This window comes from Bradyrhizobium sp. UFLA01-814 (genome assembly GCF_046718885.1).
GTDB classification, from domain to species: domain Bacteria; phylum Pseudomonadota; class Alphaproteobacteria; order Rhizobiales; family Xanthobacteraceae; genus Bradyrhizobium; species Bradyrhizobium elkanii.
Window position 1 is genome coordinate 1 of record NZ_JAQOSR010000053.1, and the last position, 19,923, is coordinate 19,923.

Below are 19,923 nucleotides of genomic sequence, written 5' to 3' on the forward strand. Positions count from 1 at the left end.
CCATAGGCCTCACGGTAGTTCACCGTGATCCAGTAGCCGTAGAGCTTGGCGACGCCATAGGGCGAGCGCGGATAGAACGGCGTGGTTTCCTTCTGCGGCACCTCCTGCACGAGCCCGTAAAGCTCCGAGGTCGAAGCCTGGTAGAACCGCGTTTCCTTTTCCATGCCGAGGATGCGAATCGCCTCCAAGAGCCGCAGCACGCCGATCGCATCGGCGTTGGCGGTGTATTCCGGGCTCTCGAAACTGACCTGGACGTGGCTCTGGGCGGCGAGGTTGTAGATCTCGGTCGGCCGGATCTGCTGCACCAGGCGGATCAGATTGGTCGAATCCGTCATGTCGCCATAGTGCATCAGGAACGGCACGTTGCCGGCATGCGGATCCTGGTAGAGATGGTCGACGCGGGCGGTGTTGAACGAGGATGACCGGCGCTTGATCCCGTGCACGGTGTAGCCGAGACCGAGCAGATATTCGGCGAGATACGCGCCGTCCTGCCCGGTAACGCCGGTGATCAGCGCAACGCGCCGCTTTGAGTCCTGAGCCATCATTGCCTTTCCAGTTGCGCGAACAGGCATCCTGGCATCGTCTTTTGGAATTAATTTTCAAGAAGTCAGATAGGGCCTGCTATCACCTTGAGGAGAGCGATATTTCACCTAACCATACACATCATATCGGCAAGCACATCATATACATTGATTTATAGCATTGCAGACCCCGAACATTTGTTCAGGCGTTAGGAGCTAGGACATCGCGGTTAGCGCGCCACAGACAAGCATGCAACAAACGTATCTCAGTGCACATGCGTTCGAGGCCGTATCAAAGCGACGTGATCACGGCGAAGAAAGTCCCTAATACGAAGTCGGCGTGTGGCGTTGTGTTCCGCCGCGGTCACTGTCACCGGCATGCCGTTCGGCGGGATACGCTGCGGGTTGCACCTCGATGCATACGGACGTGCTGCTCTTCGATATATGCGATAGCCATGGACCGAAATCATTCCCGTCACAGGCTGTCATAGCCATAGAATGTGGTCAGGGAGCTATCTGACCCGCCGTATCCGTCGTAGCGGCATTGTCGCGCGCACAAATCCGCAGCAAATGTTCTTCGGAATCGGGCGCGCGGCGGATTGTTTCAGCATTTGCGACCTGCGTCTGCATTCCGCGAGGAGTGCCTTCCTGGGATCGGGGTGGGAAGTAGTGGCGCTTCACTCCGGCAGTACGAATGAAGTCTGCGAGACCATCAAAAAACAGCTTGAATCTCACGCAGCGTTAGGTTGTAGGCTTGAACCATGCCTAAAGCGACGCGCCGGCGTCAACAGTTCGTGGCAGATCAACGGTCGAACGTCACGCCTCACTTGCGATTCGTACCTCGAGCGCGGCAAGCGACGGCGTCGTAGCCAAGTAATTGGGCGAGTTTCTCTCGAGCGGTCGTAGCCTGCACCAGATGGTCGGAAGCGGATTAGGATTTCAAGCGCGAGAAGATCTCACTAGCGAAAGAAAGCTAACGTGTTTCGTTATGTCGGGCTTCTGCTCGATATGCCGAATTGGTCAGAATCATGGAAGACGTCTTGGCTGGCGGGGCACGAAGGTACCAATTCCCCGATCAATGAGGCAGACCGCGATGAATGCACCGTCTGTTGAGGATCAACATCTTGAAACTGTGCTGCGCTAGCTCGATGCCCATCAAGAGAAAACCGACCGTGCTCATTCATCGCGATTCGTTCTCATGCACCTTGTTGCTGGCTCTTATGGCGTCATTGTCTGCGTTCGGCGTTGACATGATTGCCCTAAGTCTGCCGGCGACAGGAATCAACCTCGGAGCGACGGCAGGCGACGTCGTTGTGGCGATGAGCGCCTATGTCATGAGTTTTGGAATGACGCTTCTCGTTTGCGGACCGATATCGGATTGCTTCGGCCGTAAGCCAATCGTTCTAGGCGGTTGCGTACTCGTGGTAGTTGCAGGCGTAGGGTGCGCTCTCTCCAACTCCTTGTCACTGTTCCTGTTCTTTCGCACGCTCCAGGGTATCGGTGCTTCTATCATCGGGATTGCTGCGGTCGCAATTGTGAGGGACCTCTTCAACAGCGAGACCGGAAGGGTACAGATGACCAACGTCGTTCTGGCAATCTCCGTTGTTCCGATGGTTGCACCAATGGTTGACATTGTCATTCCAGCGCACGGTTTACGGACCCTCTACGTCGTACCTATCGCAGGAGGATTGATTCTGCTTACGGCGATGTCGTGCTTCAGAGAAAGTGCCAAAGTCCATCAAAGCGTTGGATTCGATCCTACAACGATCGTCCGAAACTATCGTCGCGTGCTGCGTCACCCGGTCTGCGTCGGAAACATCCTTTGCAATGCGGCGGCGGCCGGAGCCGTATTCGCCTCCGTCACTGGATCATCGCTGTTCTTCTCCAACGTTCTCGGTCCCAACGCTTATGGTACGATCGTTGGAGCAAGCTCGCTGTCGATCGTGACAGGTGCCTGGCTCAACAGGAGTTTCTGTGGCCGCGGTGCATCGTCCGCGCAGCTGCTTGCGGTCGGCCTCACACTCTCGACCATCATGGGTGTATCTTTGCTTCTCATGGCATTGGTGGGGGACAAATCGGCTGTTGTGGTGTTGTTGATTTTGGCGGGCGTCGGGTCGTCGTTCGGCTTGATTTCGCCGTACGTTATCAGCGAGGCAATGCGGCCTATGCCAGAAATCGCGGGAACTACGAGCGCGGCACGAGCATTCGCACAGATGGCAGGCGCCGCGTTGTCCAGCGCCTTAGTCGTCGGGCTCTCTGACGGGCATTCGCTGCTTTCGATGGCAGTGGTAATGCTTGCTTTTTCGTTATTGGCGGTAGCCGCCTACGTCGGTGTCGTTCTTCCCGCCAATGCGTCGCCGTGGTCGGCCCAAATGCAAGCTCGAGCCAAGAGGAGAAACCGTGATCTCCCATAAGTTCAAACTGGTCTTGTTGGACCGCTACGGGTGTACGTTTGTGGCACGTTGAGGTCTGATCGGCCGCCGCGCAGACCCGGCGCTCCTCCTGATCAATGGTTCGGCATCTTCTCGCCACAGCTCATCCATTTCGCGCAGAGGCGGTGGACCGTGGCGGTCAATCTTCGGAAATGGCTTCAGTGACGCCCCGAGGTGTATACCGTCGCAGGGTTTGCCGACGATATCGCTTGGCAATGCGCTGAACTTGAGCTGTTCAAGGCGGTCGTGATCGGCCACAGCATGGGAGGTCGGATCGCGTTCTAATTGTGCGGCCACTATCCGCAAGCTGGCCGCGGGTTTGTTATGATTGATACAATTGTCAGGCCATCGCTGATCTTACGCAAATCTCGCCAGGTTAAGCCGCCCCTGGACGGTGAAGGGGATTCGTCTATCTAAGCGATCTTGAAGGCGAATGCGTGAAACCGGGCTGTGATTTCGACGGACCCGATCAGCGAAAGACGGTCTATGAGACCCATGTGCTTCCGCATTGCGAGAAACGCCGTCGCATGCGGTCTATCGATGATACGGAACGCCATTTTGAACTATGACCCGATGCTGGCGGAGAAAGCCTGCGGGGTTCCCCCTGGCCTATATTGATCGCTGATGTTCCGCTAGTGAACATGGCGTGCGGCCTCGATCAGGGAGATCTGTCCAGAGCTGGTTACAGCGATGACGATGCTCGACGGACGTTTCACCACGATCGAAGTTGCGGATTAGGTGCATGCCATGCTCGATCGCTTCTTTGCTGTCGATCCCCGCAGACACAGAGGTCGATTTAGAAGCCTCAGATCCGATCTGGAAAAGCTACGCGGTGAGGAAGCCGTGACCGTATGCCTTTAATCTCACGTCACTAGGTGAGATCGGATTTGGCAGCGTTTTGCGTGTGTCTGCGAGAAGTACACGGCCGGCGCCTTTTGCGCTAGCAACGAGAAAGGGTCCTTAGGACGTGGCCCGTTTGCGCGGTAGCGTTGGCGTCGGTGGAAGCGGTTACAAACGCTCGTATAGTTCTTCAAACGTTTCGATATCGGGGCATTACCTCCGTACAATTGAGCCATCGTTCTCTCTTGACCTAGTCTTGCTCCTATCGAATTAACGCAGCTTGCATCAATCTTGGCATCGCCCTCCTTAAGGGCTGGATCCTGCCAAAAGCGATTCACGATACGCGTGACGAGACGCATAGCAGGTTGAGCCACGTCATTCAGCCGCAGAACATATCCGGAGAGAAGATGAGAAGCGGATTGTTCTTGTGAGATTTGACGAGAGGACAATGAATGCGCTTGATGGGGCGCGGGGCAAGATGAGGGGCCTGCGATTATGAAGTTCTACCGCAGGGTAAGCGGTTCGTCGCCCTCGATCGAACCCCGTCTATCTCAAGGGCCAGCCGGCTTGCAAGACGTATCCACGCAGCCTGTTCAATGCGACCCTGATCACCATCTTCCGTATCGCGCGAAGGGGCTGCTTACGCGCGAACTGGCTGTCACGCGCGTTCGTCAAGACTTGCCTGAACGTTCGGCTCATCTGGGACCCGCTTTCGTCTGCTGTCGTATTTCCGGTTAGCCAGCGGTGGGTCGCCAAGCAGCGGTGAAGCTGATTGAGCTTAGATGGCTAAAACGTTCGATCTAGCTCGCACTTTGCGTGACGCTGATGGATGGACGGAGAACATCCAGCCCTGGTCCATCCGCGCCAGGCCTCTACAGCGAATCCGCCATCAATTTATTGTTCTGTGGTTCTGAAATCATCGTCGTGGTTTGACGTGGGGGCGCATTGATCGGCATGTGTGGAGTTATTGGCATCCTAGGTCGTGGTCCGGTCGTCGGACATTTGGTCGAGTCACTCCAGCGACTAGAATATCGCGGATATGACTCGGCAGGCATCGCCACACTCGAGAACGGCTACCTCGAGCGCAGGCGTGTCGAGGGCAAGCTGAAACGCCTTTCGGAGAAGTTGCATCACGATACACTGTCGGGTCACGCTGGCATTGGCCACACGCGTTGGGCCACCCATGGCAAGCCCACCGAGCGCAACGCACATCCACATATGGCGGACCACGTTGCAGTCGTTCATAACGGAATCATCGAGAATTTCCGTGTGCTACGTGCCGAACTGGAACAGAATGGCGCGGACTTCGCCTCCGAGACCGATACCGAGGTGGTGGCACATCTCGTCGAATCCTACTTGAAGAATGGCTACTCGCCGCAGGACGCGGTGAAGGCTTCGTTGCCGCGGCTGCGCGGTTCCTTCGCACTGGCGTTTCTGTTCAACGGCCACGAGGACCTCATGATCGGCGCGCGCAAGGGATCGCCGCTTGCGATTGGGTATGGTGATGGCGAAGTGTATCTAGGGTCGGATGCTATTGCGCTTGCGCCATTCACCGACAGCATCATCTACCTTGAAGACGGCGATTGGGCCGTGCTTACCCGTGCGAACGGCGTCATTTATGACTCGAGCGGCAGCATCGTCCACCGCGAAGCGTCAAGCCATGGCACGTCGTCGCTCTTGGTCAATAAGGCAAATTATCGTCACTTCATGGCCAAGGAAATACACGAACAGCCGGAAGTGGTTGGGCAGACCCTGGCGCACTATGTCGATATGGCTCGCAGGCGCATAGAACTGCCATCCGAAGGGCCGTTCGACTTTAAGGCCATACAGCGCATTTGGATCACGGCTTGCGGTACGGCGAGCTATGCCGGCCAAATTGCCAAATACTGGTTCGAGCGACTGGCGCGCGTGCCGGTCGAGATCGATGTGGCCTCGGAGTTCCGCTATCGCGAAGCGCCGTTACGCAAGGGGGATCTTGCGATCTTCATCTCGCAGTCCGGGGAGACCGCCGACACGCTAGCCGCGTTGCGCTACGCCAAGGCACAGGGGCTGCACACGATCTCTGTGGTCAACGTCCCGACGTCAACGATCGCGCGCGAGAGCGAAGTTGTGCTGCCGACCTTGGCGGGGCCGGAGATCGGCGTTGCTTCGACCAAAGCCTTTACCTGCCAGCTGATGGTGATCGCGGCGATTGCGATCGCCGCAGGTAGAGAACGAGGCGAACTGTCCGAAATCGATGAAATCAAGCTAGTCAACGAACTGATCGAAGTTCCGCCGCTGATTGCGGCAACGCTGGCTATCGAGCCGCAGATCGAGAAGCTCGCGCATGAGATCGCCAAATCGCGTGATGTGGTCTATCTCGGCCGCGGCACGTCATCTCCCCTGGCGATGGAGGGCGCGCTCAAACTGAAGGAAATCTCTTACATTCATGCAGAGGGCTATGCCGCCGGAGAGCTCAAGCACGGTCCGATCGCGCTGATTGACGAGGCCGTGCCGGTGGTGGCGATCGCGCCGTACGATCGGCTCTTCGAAAAAACGGTCTCGAACATGCAAGAAGTTGCGGCTCGCGGTGGTAACATCATCCTGATTACCGATGCAAAGGGGGCTTCGGAAGCCGCAATAGGATCTATCGCAACCATTGTTCTGCCCGACATGGCTGCAACCTTTACGCCGATGGTCTATGCTATTCCGCTGCAGCTTTTGGCCTACCACACGGCCATCCTGATGGGCTTGGACGTCGATCAGCCACGCAATCTCGCGAAATCGGTAACGGTCGAATAAGCCGATAGTCGCCGGAAGTGCTCCTCGCGGTTTGTGCATGTCGTTCGGCGTGCATGCCGGCAAAGCGGCGCTCGATCAGATGCAGGATAGAGCGGACGGTTTGTTGGCTCAGTCGCCGCCGCCGCCGCGGCGCTTCTGCAGTGCGGTATCAAGGCACTTGATCAACATATGTGCGGTGAAGGGCTTCGCCAAAAACCCAACGGCTCCGGCACCCAGCGCAGCGGCACGAACCCGGTCATTGGGAAATGCCGTGATGAGGATGAAAGGCGCGTCGTAATTCTGAGCTCGCATCTCCGCGACCAGATCCAAGCCGTTCATCACCGACATCTGCACATCCGTAATTACACAGGACGTTTCGTCCAGCTGAGGCGACTCCAGGAACTCCTTGGCCGACGCAAATGTATGGACGATGTAGCCGCGCGACTTGAGCTGGTTCTCTATCGCAGCCCGGACTGAGGCGTCATCATCGACAACGGAAATCAAAGGCGTGGACAAGACCAGCCCTCCTGACCCTGGAAAGCGCTTGCCGACGGCATCAGCACCTTGGAAGATAAAGTGGGCATGAGGAGCGAGCTTGTAAAATCATACTTAGGTTTGTTCGCCGCGGTTGGCGTGAAGTCCGAGCTTCTCAGCCATTCTGATCAAATCGGCGAGCGAGCGCGCACGCATTTTTCTCATCACGTGCCCCCGATAGATCTTGACGGTAATCTCGGCGAGCCCGAGCTCAGCAGCTATTTGCTTGTTCATCAGGCCAGTAGCGACCAGCTTCAATACCGCTTGCTCGCGTGGGCTTAAGGTCTCGAACAAAGATCGCAGATTCGCAACTGTCTGCTCGGCCTCACGTCTCTTGCGATCCCGTTCGGTCGCCGCCGCCACCGCATCAAGAAGTTCCTGCTCGCGAAACGGCTTGGTGAGAAAATCGACCGCTCCTCCCTTCATGGCCCTGACGCTCATTGGAATGTCGCCGTGGCCGGTGATGAAAATAATCGGAATGCGAATATTCGACTTTGCCAGCTCAGCCTGGAACTCGAGCCCGCTCTGTCCCGGTAGTCGGATGTCCAGAACCAGACAGCTGACAACGTCCGGAACGTTGCTCTGCAGCATTTCGTGGGCTGATCCGAAAGTCACCACGTCCAGTCCAACTTGTTGAAAAAGGTTTGTGAGCGACCGACGCATCGAGGCGTCATCTTCGACAACGAACACGGTCGCACTTGTCGGCTCCGTTGCCGTTCTGCTTTCTCGCGGCGTATCAAAGCGCCCAATCACGATACAATCTCCTTATGCAAGGGCAGAACAAACTGGAAGGTCGCGCCCGGCCCTTGTTTGCGGACGATTGACAGGCGCCCTCCATGGGCCTCCACAATGGAACGGCAGATCGACAGGCCCATTCCAAGGCCGCTCGCTTTGGTGGTGAAGAACGGATCCAAGATGCGGTTCGCATCATCCTCGGCGATCCCGATGCCGCAATCAGTCACCGAGAGTTGCACCCGGCCCATATCATCTAGGGATGACTGAATCACGAGTTCGCGCGTGCGGTCGTCAATCGTTTGCATGGCTTCGATCCCGTTCATCACGAGATTGATGATCACCTGCTGCAGTTGAACACGGTCGGCCAGAATCGCGGGAAGCGTCGGCGCCAACTTAGTCCGCAGGGTGACTTGGTGATTGGCCAACTCGCGTATCACCAGCGCGATGGCGTCCTTGACGACATCGTTGATATCGATTGTGACCATTTCGATCTCGCCTTTCTTCGCAAGTGCCCGGATGCGGCGGATCACTTCGCTTGCCCGGATCGCGTCTTCGATGATCCACTCCACCGAGCTGCGCGCAGCAGGAAGATCAGGTGTCTTTCGACCCAGCCAACCAAGGCACGCATCGGCGTTGCTGATGATGGCGGCGAGCGGTTGGTTTACTTCGTGGGCGATGGAGGCTGTCAGCTCGCCAAGCGTCGTTACGCGCGTCACATGCGCTAACTCAGCTTGGGCCTTCCTCAGCTCTTGTTCGGCCTGATCTGCCCGAATCATCGCGGTGATGTCGGTGCTGACACCCCTGTAGCCAAGAAAGTTGCCGCTTCCGTCAAAAAAGGGCTTGCCGCTGGTCCGGACGTAGGTCGGACGGCCGTGCCGGTTGACGGTTCGGTAGATCAGATCTCGAAATGGGAGACGTGCGTCTAGCGTCGCCTGATGTTGTCGCCACTTGTCGGGTTCTTCTTCGACGTCGCGCGCAATTTCCCGGCGGGGCAGACCGATGACCCCTTTCGCCACGACGCCCGCGGCGCTGGCGTGCTCCAAGAATTGGGTAAGCAGGTGGTCTGGTCCGGTTTCCCATAACCAGTCGGACGCCGTTTCGGCGTAGTCGCGAAAGCGCTGCTCGCTTTCGCGCAGCGCAGCAAGGGTGTTTTCTAGACGTTCCCTGGCTGCGTGATGCTCGGTGACATCCATATGCGTTCCGATGAGCTCGACGGTGGAACCATCGCTTCCTACCACGGCGTGCGCAATGGCGTGTATGTACCTTATCGCGCCACCTGGAAGGCGGATTCGGAAGTCATATTCGAAGTTCCCTGTCCTCTGCTCGATGGCCTGACGCTGCACTTCCTGCTGCAGGGCCAAGTCGTCTGGATGGATGCGCGACCTGATGGCATCAAGCGATATAGGCTCTTCCGGGTCGAAGCCAAACAGGCGGCTGACTTCGGCGGAGCGATACGCAAAGCAGCGACGGTTGCAGTCCCAGGACCAGGTGCCCGTGTGACTGAGCCGCTGCGCGTCGGCCAGATAGGCTTCGCTCCGGCGCAGCTGTTGTTCCACCTGCTTTGCTGCCGTGATATCAGTCGCCGCCCCGACAAACTCGATATCGCCAGACGCGGTTCTCGTGGCCTGTGCCAGCGCGTGAATGTACTTTACCGACCCATCGGGCATCAGCAGTCGGTACTCGTGCTCGAAATCCTGGCCTTGAAACGCTCGATTCATAACGTCTTGGACGGAAGCCTTATCTTCGGGGTGGGTGCGGTCAAGGACGAGCTGCGGTGTCGGTTTGATCTCAGGATCGTATTCAAAAATACGATAATTCTCCCTGGACCAAAAAACCTCGCCGGTGGCGATGTTCCAGCCGAAGCTGCCGGTGTGGCTCAATTCCTGCGCCTGGGCCAGATGGGCTTCGCTCCGCTTCAGAGCAAGTACAGTCCGTCTTCGCTCAGTGATATCTTCGCAAGCGATAAGGACGATGGGCTTGTCATCAGCCCACAGCATGGCTTTGGCGTTTTCGCGCACCCACAGCACTGAGCCGTCCTTTCTCACCTTCTCGATATCCCAGGTGTGCGATTGGCCGATATTTGTAAGACACTCTCCTATGCATTTGCGGACAACTTCGCGATCTTCGTCCCGAAAGATCTTCAGCACAGATAGGCCGACTAATTCCTCGGGCGCATAGCCGAGTTGTGTCGCGCCGAAGGTGTTGACGTTAAGGACCGTTCCGGCTTCATCGACCATGAAGTACATGACCGGATTGTGCTCAAAGATCGCGCGCCATCGTTTCTCGCGGTCACGCAAATCGGCCTCGCTGTTCCGTAGCTTGGCTGCGATCTCACGCGCAGTCTCCCTCTCGTGGCGAACGTTTCTGATTAGCTGCGTTCCGACAATTGATGCGGAAAGGAAAGCGACAAGCACAAGAAGGTCTTGGGGGTCGTCAATCTGGAGACTGAATGTTGGTGGCGTAAACAAGTAGGCCAAAGCCGCGACGGAGAGGATAGAGAGCGCAGATGATGCGATGAAGCTACCCATCAGCGAAAACAGCAATATCACCACCAGATAGGCAAACGCTGTCGCCGCGAAGTGGCTGTTAACGTATCCGGAAGTTAGCGTCACCGCCGCCAGCGTAATGCTACCGAAAGCAAGCTGCCCTACTGAATGTCCGAACTTGGTGAGCTGATTATACATGCCTGCAGCCGTCCGCCATTCTCTGGCGGAAGAGGTTAACATATTGGGCAAAAATGCGGCAATTCCTTTCGCCCCGAACAGCACTTTGGGGGCGGTGCCGAAAACGGTCGGCGGTCACTAAACTCAGCATGAGCCGAAGCAAGGCGCATTACAAACGTTCGTATAGTTCTTTTAAACCTTCCAATATCGAAGCTGCCAACCGTGCCCGAGCTACCTCAAGCATTTTTGGCCCGCATCTCCACCCCACTGCGATCGATTGCTGAAGCGGATCGTCGTGGACTGGTCTGCTGTAAACGCGTGTTGTACAGGCGCCTAGGGCGTCTCGCAGATTGACGCTTTTTGCCACAGCCGAGAGGAGTTGATCAGTTGGTCGCCGACTGGGCTTTGAGTGCTTCCGAGCGCGGCGAGGTTCCGACTACAATCCGAGACAACCATCCGAAGTCGCGCACAATGAAGCGAACGGTCATTGCGATGACAACGATTGACACCCCAAGCATGCCGGCGACGGAGAGTCTGGTCGAGATATCCCATAATTCTCCGAACTGAACGAAGTCCATGAGGCGAAAAACGGTGCCCTGGAGCAGATAGAGAAGCAGCGTGCTTTGGCCAAGCTCCACCGCGATAAAACGAGCTATTCGATTTGAGGAACTGAGTTTCCAGAGCTGAGCGATTATTTCAAACGCGATCCAAGAGGCCGCTGCAGAGCCAGCGAACATCAGCAACACTTGCTCAGCCGAGGCAGTGTCGTGAATCAGGGCGAGATTGTTGTAGACGTAAGTCTCTTTGCTCCAAGCAAGAAAGCACGCGCAAGCAATTGCAGCGGGAGCGAACATCAAGAGGATTTTGTTGCGTGGAAGAAGGCGTGTCTGACGTTCGGTCGACTGGGAGAGCAAGAATCCGAGGCAGAAGAATGGGTAAGTGTATCTAAGCAAGGGCGCTATGGAAAAGGTGACGGGCATGACTGCGACAGCAAATGCAGACATGCCTACAATCCACATCGATAGGCGACGGAAGATCGTCAGAAGACCCTTTACGACAAGGAAAGAAGCAAATGTTGCCCATATAAACCAGTAAGAACCGACTAAATCGTTCAAAAAATCTCCGCCAACTATACTGCCCGAGGGCAAAAACACCGCAACTTTAACCGCCTCCAAAATGGCCCACCAAAACAGCGTTGGCAGCAACAATTGGGTTGCGCGCTCTTTGATGCTACGAGCGAATGATTTTCCAAGGAGGGCTCTCGAAGACAGATATCCGCTTATCGCCATAAAGAGAGGCATATGAAACATGTAGATCGACTTGAAATACGGCGAATCCCAGTAGCCATTGTCTCGGTAGATGACGTATTGAAGCAAATGTCCAATGATCACCAAGATGATGAGCATGCCTTTGGCAAAGTCAAAGCTTAGATCTCGCTTGTCTGCTCCGGCCGCGTGTGAGCCGTGGCCAGTCGATGGAGTTGCGCGATAAAGCATAAAACCTCTAGCTTGGTTGTGCCGCAGCACCGTTCCGGGACATCCGTTCCTTAAAGATAGTTGTGCGGCCTCTAGGCAGACGACTTGCATCAAGGGTTTACTCAGGCCGTGTAGTGGTGTCCACGGCCTTGTAATTCTGGTGTGTCGTCCAAAACGTCAAGTCCGGCCGGCGCTGCGTCACGCTGCATCGTTTCAGATGAGTGCGCTGGCGAGTAGATGCGTCGCTCGCGTCGAACAGGCGAGGTCCGTGTCCTGGTCGTCCAAGCGCGGATTGCGCTTTCTTTCGTCTGCAGATTGTCACCCGATCCGATTGAACTAAGTTGAGCATTCCGCCATGAGACTGAATCGTTTCTTCCTGCCTGAATGTGCGTTCAAGAGTCCGGCTTGCGCCGAGTAGGCCAATCACATTTCTCGGGAGCAAGCCACAGGGCTCGGCATCCACCGTGCATGAAGACAACCGCGGCTCCACGACAGGGCTGAGGCGACCAGGCCGAGCCGTTCCGAAATCAATTTTGGTCGTGCTTCAGGAGCCGCGTGGCGATTTGATCGATGCGTGATCCATAGTCACGGATGTCCCTAAACGCGCTGCGTCGCTCCGTGCCCGGAGGAAGGCGAACCGTTGCCTCGACTAGGGTAAAGAACTGCTCTAACAGGCTGTCTAGCTCGCGAAAGTTCACCTTCCATCCTTCTAAAGCTGCGGGGAACACAGAGAGGTGCGGACGACCTCCGCACCTCATGCTTTCGTGGATTTACAAGAACCCGATGGAAATCCATGGCAATGCAGCCACCACGATCGTGCCGAGGAGCAAGGCCAATATGTATGCAACGATCGGGCCAATGCCTTCGTCGGGATGAATCCGACTGATGGCGCACGCCGCGTAGTATCCGACCCCAAATGGCGGCGCGAAAAGCCCAATTCCCATCGCCAGAACGACAACCATCGCGTAGTGGACCTCATGCACGCCGACTTGACGTGCAATGGGAAAAAGCAGCGGGCCAAAGAGCACGATGGCAGGAATGCCTTCGAGTACGCTCCCTAGGATAACGAACGCAATGATAGTGACGATCAGAAAGACCGGCACACCACCCGGCAAGGAGGTCATGAACTTCGCAAGCGATGCCGAGAAGCCCGACTGGGTTAAAGCCCAGGCCATTCCTGTTGCCGCGCCGATGATGAAGAGGATCGCGCCGGAGAGAGCCGCGGTCTCAACCAACATCGGATAGAGGCGACGCCAGTCAAACTGGCGATAAATGAGAAGCCCAGCCAATATGGAATAGACGATGCCTATCGTCGAGACCTCGGTGGCGGTCGCGACCCCTTCGACAACCGCGGCGCGGATCAAAAAAGGGAGCGCGATAGCGGGAATCGCGATCAGGAAGGCACGGCCAATTTCTCGGCTCGTCGCTCGCTGAACATGGGACAAGTCCTCCCCACGGTATCGCCACCACACGACCGCACACAGCCCGATTGCGAGCACGATTGCTGGTAGTAACCCGCCGGTGAACAGAGCCGCAATCGACACGCCGGTCACCGATCCGATCGTGATCAACACCAAGGACGGCGGGATCGTCTCGGTTTGAGCGCCGGTGGCCGCCAGGAGCGCGACGAGGTCGCCACGCTTTGCGCCGCGCTTGGTCATTTCGGGGAAAAGCACGGGCGCTACTGCCGCCATGTCGGCTGCCTTGGATCCCGAGATACCTGAGACCAAGTACATCGCACCGACCAGCACATACTGGAGGCCACCGCGAACGTGGCCGAGCAGGCTGGCAAGGAACCCGACCATGGCGCGGGCCATGCCGGTCATTTCGATCAACAAGCCGAGGAACACGAACAGCGGGACCGCGAGCAGAATGAGGTGGCTCATGCCTTCGTCCATGCGACCGATCACGACCACGTCGGGCGTGCTCGTGGTAAGTGTTATGTATCCGATGGTCGCCAAGCCGAACGCGAAGGCGATCGGCACCGCCGCGAAAACCATAGCGCCGACGATGAACACGAAGAAGATCAGCAAGTTGAGATTGCCGAGCGGCTTAAAAGCCGGCGCCATAAACGCGAGAATCCCGATCAGCGCCGCGACGGCGGCGACGGCCGCCACGAGATGCTTGACATTGGCCGTGGCCACCAATCTCAGACTCGCGACGATCAGCATTAGCCCAATTCCGACGGGAAGGGCGGCGGCGCGCCAAGTGTTGACGATTCCCAAAGCGGGAGTAGTCACATACACCTCGTCGGCCGCGAACTCGTATGCCGGGTGAACGACCAGCAGCAGGAATGCCAACGATGCGGCCGTCGCGAAGACGTCCAGGAATAGCCTCGCTTCCGGGCGGATCATGCCGATGATCGCTGTCATCCGCATATGTTCGGCTCGTTGGAAAGCAACGACCGATCCCAGCATCGCGAGCCATAGGAACAGGATGCCGGCAAGTTCGTCCGACCAGACGATCGGCGCGTGGAGCACGTAGCGGGAGATGATGCCGACAAAGAGGACGATCACCTCCGCAACGACGAGGAGTGCGGCAGGGATGGCGACGACAGGCTTGAGCGCCCGGTTCACGCTCACGACAACTTTTCGCCATCCGGAGGGCGGTTCGGGCAGGGCGAGGGTCGCCCCTTCTATGTGTCCGTGTTCCATGGCGCTCACCCAAGCTTGCCAGCGGCTTTCTCGAGTTGCGCCCACGCTTCTTCACCGAACTTGGCTTTCCAGTCGGCATAGAAGCTCGTTTTAGCCAGCGCCTCGCGGAAGACTGATCGGTCGACTTCTAGGAATTGCATCCCCTTTGCGGTCAGATCGGTGCGCAGCGACTCACTGAGCTTTGCGATGTCAGCTCGCTCATCTTCGGCCGAGCGGTCGAACTCGCGCGTCACGATTGCCTGCATGTCCTTTGGAAGCTTCTCGAAGGCGCGCTTGTTGCCGAGGATCCAGTAGTTGTCCCAAACATGACCCGTCAGACTGCAGGTTTTCTGTACCTCGTACAGCCGCGCTGTTGCGATGATGGGAAGTGGATTCTCCTGACCGTCGACGACCTTGGTCTGCAACGCGGAATAGACCTCATTGAAGTTAATTGGCGCCGGTCCTGCCCTGAGCGCAAGGAACAGCGAGGTCAGGTTGGGTGCGGCGGGTACCCTCAGCTTGAAACCCTTGAGGTCCTCCGGCGTCTTGATCTCGCGACCCGACGACGTGATGTGGCGGAACCCGTTGTCCCAAGGTTTGGAGACCGTCATGATCGGTGTCTTGGCGATCTGCGCCCGGATGTAAGCACCGAGCTCACCATCCATGGCTTTCCAGACCGCATCGTAGTTCGGAAAGAGGAAGCCCAGATTCACGATCCCGGCGGCCGGCACCAGGGTGGCGAGGATTAGGGAAGACAGGTTGAAGAACTCGACGCTACCGTTGCGGACCTGTGTCAGAAGATCCGTATCCGAGCCGAGCTGATTGGCCGGAAAGAGATTGATTTCCAGGCGGCCGCTTGTCGCTTCCTTGATGCGATCGGCAGCCTCCTTGGCTCGAACATTCACCGGATGCGTCGGATCCTGTCCGGTCGCTAGCTTGTAGGTAAACTCCGCCGCCGCAGCAGGGCGGCTGAGTACGGCGCATAACGGAACGGCCGCGCCGGCCAGGAGCAGCTTGCGACGAGTTATGGCAATCGGTTTGCGTTGGGTCATTGCTTCCTCCTTGTTGATATGAATCGGTGTGCTCGTCGGCGGCGGCACTTGTCTGCAGCTTTGGACTGTTCTCGGGCACCAGCCGTCAGGCATTAGCCATCGTTCTCCGCAGCGATGCCGCGTAGGCGATGTTTCCTCAGGCGAACTTGACGAATCGCGCTGCGCGCTTAGCGCAGCCAGCCCTTGATCTGCCTTGCAACTTCGGCAGTGGAAATGCCGTAGCGATCATGCAGCGTGGGAAGCGCCCCAGCGGCAAGAAACTCGTCGGGCAACGCGATCTGGCGGAAGGCCGGATGAATGCCGGAACGCATCAACAATGCCGCAACCGCCTCTCCGAGGCCCCCGATGATGGTGTGGTTCTCTGCGACGACGACGAGGCGGCCGGGCTTGCCGGCTTCGCGCAAGATTGCTTCGTGATCGAGAGGCTTGATCGTCGATACGTGCAGCACGGCCGCATTCACGCCGTCGCTGGCGAGCTCCTTTGCGGCTTCCAGCGCCCTCATGGTCATGATCCCCGAGGAGATGATCAGGACTTCCCCACCATCGCGAATGAGGGATGCCTTGCCGAGTTTGAATTGATAGTTGTACTCGTCGAGCACAAGCGGCACCTGACCGCGCAGCAGTCGCATGTACACCGGCCCATGATGCGCCGCGATAGCGGGAACAATCTGTTCGATTTCATGCGCATCGCAGGGATCGATCACGGTCATGTTCGGCATGGCGCGAAACAGGGCGAGATCTTCCGCCGCCTGGTGGCTCGGGCCGTAACCTGAAGTGAGGCCGGGTAACGCGCATACGATTTTCACGTTGCGGTCTTCTTCCGCGATAGTCTGATGGATGAAATCGTACGCGCGACGCGAAGCGAACACCGCATAGGTCGTGGCAAAGGGCATGAATCCTTCAGCCGCCATTCCCGAAGCTGCACCGTAAAGCAGCTGTTCTGCCATACCCATCTGATAGTACCGATCGGGGAACTGCTTCGCAAAAATGTGCAGATCAGTGTACTTGCCGAGGTCGGCGGTGAGTCCCACGACCTCGGGGCGGCTTCGTGCCAGTTCGACGAGTGCATGACCGAACGGTGCCGGCTTCGTCTTTTGGCCCTCGGCCGCGATCGACGCGATCATCGCAGAGGTGGTGAGCCGCGGTTTCCCGGGCGAGGCTGAGATTGTCGACTTCATGACCTGTCTCTCGCATCAAGTTCTGCCAACGCCAGTTTCCATTCGTGCGCCTCGACTCGAATGAAATGGTTCTTTTCGCGCTGCTCTAAGAACGGAACTCCCTTTCCCATCAGGGTGTCAGCGACGATCACGCGCGGTTGCGGTTCGGTGTGCGAACTCGCCGCGTCAAAGGCCGCCACAACGGCGTCGAGGTCATTGCCGTCGACCCGGCGCACAAACCAGCCGAAAGCCTCTAGCTTTTCGACCAACGGCTCGAATCCCATCATCTGCTTCGAGGGACCGTCGGCCTGCTGGTTGTTGACGTCGATGATCGCGATCAGATTGTCGAGCTTGTGGTGTGCAGCCGACATCATCGCCTCCCACTTTGAACCCTCGTCGAGCTCTCCGTCCGAGAATAGCGTGAAGACGCGGCTTTTGGAGCCCTTCCGCTTCAACCCGAGGCCCATGCCGACCGCAATACTCAGTCCGAGCCCCAGGGAGCCGCCGGACATTTCCATGCCGGGCGTGTAGGAGGCCATGCCGGACATCGGAAGGCGGCTTTCGTCGAAGCCATACGTCTCTAGTTCGGCTTCGGGGATAATGCCGGCCTCGATCAGTGCGGCATACAGGGCGATGGCGTAGTGACCGTTGGAAAGAAGAAAGCGATCGCGATCTTCCCAGGTGGGTTCCTCCGGCCGGTAGCGCATCGCGTGAAAGTATGCGACCGCCAGCACGTCGGCGATGTCGAGCGCCTGCGCGATGTAACCCTGGCCTTGAACCTCGCCCATGCGCAGGGCATTGCGGCGAATGTTACGCGCGCGCTGCGAAAGGGTAGGTGCGTTAATAAGCGTAGTCGTGGTCATCCTTCTCTCCGTCGCCGCCCTCAGTGAATGAGCATCCCGCCATTGACATCGATCACGGCACCGGTGACGTAAGCGGAAAGATCCGAAGCGAGAAACGTGTAGATTCCCGCGACATCCTTCGCTTCCCCCAGCCTTCCGAGCGGAATGCCTTCCAAAACCTTCGCTTTCATTTCGTCTGTGAGCTTTCCGGACGTGATGTCGGTGCCAATCAACCCCGGTGTAACGCAGTTGACGCGAATTCCATCGGCGCCAAATTCCCGCGCCATGGCCTTGGCAAGCCCAAGGACTCCGGCCTTTGCCGCCGAGTAGTGTGGACCGCCGAAAATGCCGCCACCGCGCTGGGCTGATACTGATGACATGCACGCAATCGATCCGGCCTTGCGCTTCTGCATGTGCGGAATCACGGCCTGAGAAAGGAACAGTATGCCCTTGAGGTTGACGTCCTGGATTCGGTCCCAGTCGCCCGGCTTGATGTCCAGGAATTTCACCGGCTGGGTAATGCCGGCGTTGTTGATCAAGATGTCGATCTGACCGAAGTCGCCGGCGACGATTTCGACTGCCTTCAAGCAAGAGGTCTGGTCGGCGACGTTGCAAGCCACTCCAATATGGGCGTCGCCAAGGCCTTGCGCGGCGGCTTGTGCGGCGGGCCCGTCGATATCGAGGATGGCGACCCGAGCGCCCTCTTCGGCAAACCGTCTGGCGGTCGCAAGGCCAATCCCGCGGGGCGAAGCCGCCCCTGTAATAATAGCTGTTTTGCCGCGAAGCAGCATTCGATCCTCCCTGTATCTATTCTTCCAGGCGCCGCGATAGGCAGCCGGTCCTCTTGACCAAATTCCTAGGTCGGAGGCGCTTCCGAGACAAACGCGCTGTTGTCTTGGATATGTGAATCTGGTTCACTTATGGGCATGCTGTTGTCGAGTATCCCGATCTCGGCTATCCGAGCCTTCGAAGCGGCTGCGCGCACCGGCTCCTTCAGCAACGCGGCTGACGAATTGCATTTGACACCGAGTGCAGTCAGCCATGCGATCCGTAAGCTGGAAAGCACGATGAGCACTACGCTCTTCGAGCGAAGTGCACGTTCTGTTCGGCTAACGCCCGCAGGCGAGAACCTGATGCGTCATGCGGGAGCGGCTTTTGACAATCTGCGGCGTGGGATCGAAGAGGTTGCCGGCCGGGGACCGCAGCTTTTGAGGGTGCATTGTGCTCCAAGTTTTGCAGCACAATGGCTAGCCCCACGCCTGACGAAGTTTCTCGCCGCCGAACCGCAGCTTGAAGTGCGGCTCGCCGCCAATACCGAATATGCTCGTTTCACCAACGACGACTTCGATCTCGACATCGTCTACGGACCGCCTCGTAGCGAGGGTGTCGATGTGATCCCGCTCGGCGAAGAGACTGTCACCCCGCTTTGCGCCCCTGAGGTTGCCAAGAAGATCCGCAAGCCAAAGGATCTATTGAGCCAGGTGCTCATCCGCTCTGACGTGAAGCAAGTGCAGTGGCATCAATGGTTCACTGCGAATGGGCTCGAGCCGCCTGCCATTCACGGGATGCGCTTTGATCGTAGTTTCCTGGCAATAGCTATGGCATGTGGCGGAGTCGGCGTAACCTTGGAATCAACTCGTTTGGCCGAACGTGAAATAGAAGCTCGTCGCTTGGTGGCGCCGCTGGTCGGTCGTTCAACTGATATCCGCTATGTCGGCCACCATCTCGTCTTTCCTCGCGCCGGGCGTCAACGTCGGGCCCTTCGCGCCTTCGTGGATTGGATCACGTCAGAGCTCGCGCAGGCGGACAACAAGGGTTAATTCGAATTGAGCTCCCGATACCGCCAGCATGCTGCGTTCGCGTTGTCCAATCCGGCGATTTCGCTTCTGGCCCGTTCGAACCAATAGGCGAACTTTCAGAGCTCTCACGTCGAAATGAAGGGGCTGAGCGGGCGACCGCTAGTACACCTCGACATATGGCTTTGATCCGGCTCATTCAGCCTAACTAGTTCGGATCCGGGTCCTTTTTCTATGAGTGCGTCTTCTCGGTCGAGTTGCCGCGCTACGTAGATCACCATCCGTCGGCGGCGACTATTAAAGGCCAACTAGTTCCGCACAGGCCTGTCGACGTACTCAGTCGTGTCAGCTGGAGATACTCGGGATGGGTTCCCTGATGCCGTCTTCTGGCTGCTTAGGCGAGTTTCACACATAAAAGATACGTTTGGAGATCGTTTTGCGTCAAAATGATACGTAAACGGATCTTTCCCTTTGACATATTGA

Annotated in this window: 14 protein-coding genes; 4 read left to right on the forward strand and 10 right to left on the reverse strand. The window is 57.5% G+C overall.

All coding sequences use genetic code 11. The features are described 5' to 3' along the window. A partial coding sequence (locus PMN64_RS17925) for a GDP-mannose 4,6-dehydratase (protein WP_411781582.1) occupies positions 1 to 545 on the reverse strand: 545 nt, incomplete at its 3' end. Between the two features lie 1,124 nt (positions 546 to 1,669). Here PMN64_RS17925 and PMN64_RS17930 point away from each other — a divergent pair. The 3 genes from PMN64_RS17930 (at position 1,670) to glmS (ending at position 6,574) form a co-directional block, all read left to right on the forward strand. Beyond that, the gene (locus PMN64_RS17930; RefSeq protein ID WP_411781583.1) at positions 1,670 to 2,935 is read left to right on the forward strand and encodes an MFS transporter; all 1,266 of its coding nucleotides are present in this window, start codon (positions 1,670 to 1,672) and stop codon (positions 2,933 to 2,935) included. Between the two features lie 192 nt (positions 2,936 to 3,127). Beyond that, on the forward strand, positions 3,128 to 3,238 hold the full coding sequence (locus PMN64_RS17935) for an alpha/beta fold hydrolase (protein ID WP_411781584.1): 111 nt from the start codon (positions 3,128 to 3,130) through the stop codon (positions 3,236 to 3,238). A gap of 1,509 nt (positions 3,239 to 4,747) precedes the next feature. Further along, a complete protein-coding gene (gene glmS / locus PMN64_RS17940) occupies positions 4,748 to 6,574 on the forward strand; it encodes a glutamine--fructose-6-phosphate transaminase (isomerizing) (protein ID WP_411781616.1) in 1,827 nt (608 codons plus the stop codon). 108 nt (positions 6,575 to 6,682) lie between these two features. On the opposite strand, the gene PMN64_RS17945 is transcribed toward glmS, so the two are convergent. The 9 genes from PMN64_RS17945 to PMN64_RS17985 form a co-directional block, all read right to left on the reverse strand. After that, positions 6,683 to 7,069 (reverse strand): response regulator transcription factor, encoded by a 387-nt coding sequence (locus PMN64_RS17945; RefSeq protein WP_411781585.1) that lies wholly within the window; start codon positions 7,067 to 7,069, stop codon positions 6,683 to 6,685. Between the two features lie 93 nt (positions 7,070 to 7,162). Continuing rightward, complete coding sequence (locus PMN64_RS17950; RefSeq protein WP_411781586.1) at positions 7,163 to 7,840, reverse strand: response regulator transcription factor; 678 nt, start codon at positions 7,838 to 7,840, stop codon at positions 7,163 to 7,165. Continuing rightward, positions 7,837 to 10,506: a PAS domain S-box protein gene (locus PMN64_RS17955; RefSeq protein WP_411781587.1), complete on the reverse strand. Its 2,670-nt coding sequence runs from the start codon at positions 10,504 to 10,506 to the stop codon at positions 7,837 to 7,839. Before PMN64_RS17955 ends, PMN64_RS17950 begins: the two co-directional genes overlap by 4 nt. Positions 10,507 to 10,868: 362 nt before the next feature. Next, on the reverse strand, positions 10,869 to 11,981 hold the full coding sequence (gene nolL, locus PMN64_RS17960) for a nodulation factor fucose acetyltransferase NolL (protein ID WP_411781588.1): 1,113 nt from the start codon (positions 11,979 to 11,981) through the stop codon (positions 10,869 to 10,871). 749 nt (positions 11,982 to 12,730) lie between these two features. Next, entirely contained in the window at positions 12,731 to 14,614 is a 1,884-nt protein-coding gene (locus tag PMN64_RS17965) for a TRAP transporter large permease subunit (RefSeq protein WP_411781589.1), read from the reverse strand. 5 nt (positions 14,615 to 14,619) lie between these two features. After that, complete coding sequence (locus tag PMN64_RS17970) at positions 14,620 to 15,645, reverse strand: TRAP transporter substrate-binding protein (protein WP_411781590.1); 1,026 nt, start codon at positions 15,643 to 15,645, stop codon at positions 14,620 to 14,622. Between the two features lie 167 nt (positions 15,646 to 15,812). After that, positions 15,813 to 16,823, reverse strand: coding sequence for a transketolase family protein (locus PMN64_RS17975; RefSeq protein WP_411781591.1), 1,011 nt, complete (start codon positions 16,821 to 16,823; stop codon positions 15,813 to 15,815). Then, positions 16,820 to 17,665: a transketolase gene (locus PMN64_RS17980; RefSeq protein WP_411781592.1), complete on the reverse strand. Its 846-nt coding sequence runs from the start codon at positions 17,663 to 17,665 to the stop codon at positions 16,820 to 16,822. Before PMN64_RS17980 ends, PMN64_RS17975 begins: the two co-directional genes overlap by 4 nt. Before the next feature lie 20 nt (positions 17,666 to 17,685). Then, the gene (locus tag PMN64_RS17985) at positions 17,686 to 18,435 is read right to left on the reverse strand and encodes an SDR family NAD(P)-dependent oxidoreductase (protein ID WP_411781593.1); all 750 of its coding nucleotides are present in this window, start codon (positions 18,433 to 18,435) and stop codon (positions 17,686 to 17,688) included. A 138-nt stretch (positions 18,436 to 18,573) separates the two neighbouring features. Here PMN64_RS17985 and PMN64_RS17990 point away from each other — a divergent pair, with 138 nt between their 5' ends. Beyond that, entirely contained in the window at positions 18,574 to 19,464 is an 891-nt protein-coding gene (locus tag PMN64_RS17990; protein ID WP_411781617.1) for a LysR substrate-binding domain-containing protein, read from the forward strand. Positions 19,465 to 19,923 lie beyond the last annotated feature (459 nt).

Coding starts and splice junctions, on each gene's coding strand:
- PMN64_RS17985 (WP_411781593.1), bottom strand. CDS start 18,435: ATGCTGCTTCGCGGCAAAACAGCTATTATTACAGGGGCGGCTTCGCCC.
- PMN64_RS17970 (WP_411781590.1), bottom strand. CDS start 15,645: ATGACCCAACGCAAACCGATTGCCATAACTCGTCGCAAGCTGCTCCTG.
- PMN64_RS17965 (WP_411781589.1), bottom strand. CDS start 14,614: ATGGAACACGGACACATAGAAGGGGCGACCCTCGCCCTGCCCGAACCG.
- PMN64_RS17975 (WP_411781591.1), bottom strand. CDS start 16,823: ATGAAGTCGACAATCTCAGCCTCGCCCGGGAAACCGCGGCTCACCACC.
- nolL (WP_411781588.1), bottom strand. CDS start 11,981: ATGCTTTATCGCGCAACTCCATCGACTGGCCACGGCTCACACGCGGCC.
- PMN64_RS17930 (WP_411781583.1), top strand. CDS start 1,670: ATGCCCATCAAGAGAAAACCGACCGTGCTCATTCATCGCGATTCGTTC.
- glmS (WP_411781616.1), top strand. CDS start 4,748: ATGTGTGGAGTTATTGGCATCCTAGGTCGTGGTCCGGTCGTCGGACAT.
- PMN64_RS17955 (WP_411781587.1), bottom strand. CDS start 10,506: ATGTATAATCAGCTCACCAAGTTCGGACATTCAGTAGGGCAGCTTGCT.
- PMN64_RS17980 (WP_411781592.1), bottom strand. CDS start 17,665: ATGACCACGACTACGCTTATTAACGCACCTACCCTTTCGCAGCGCGCG.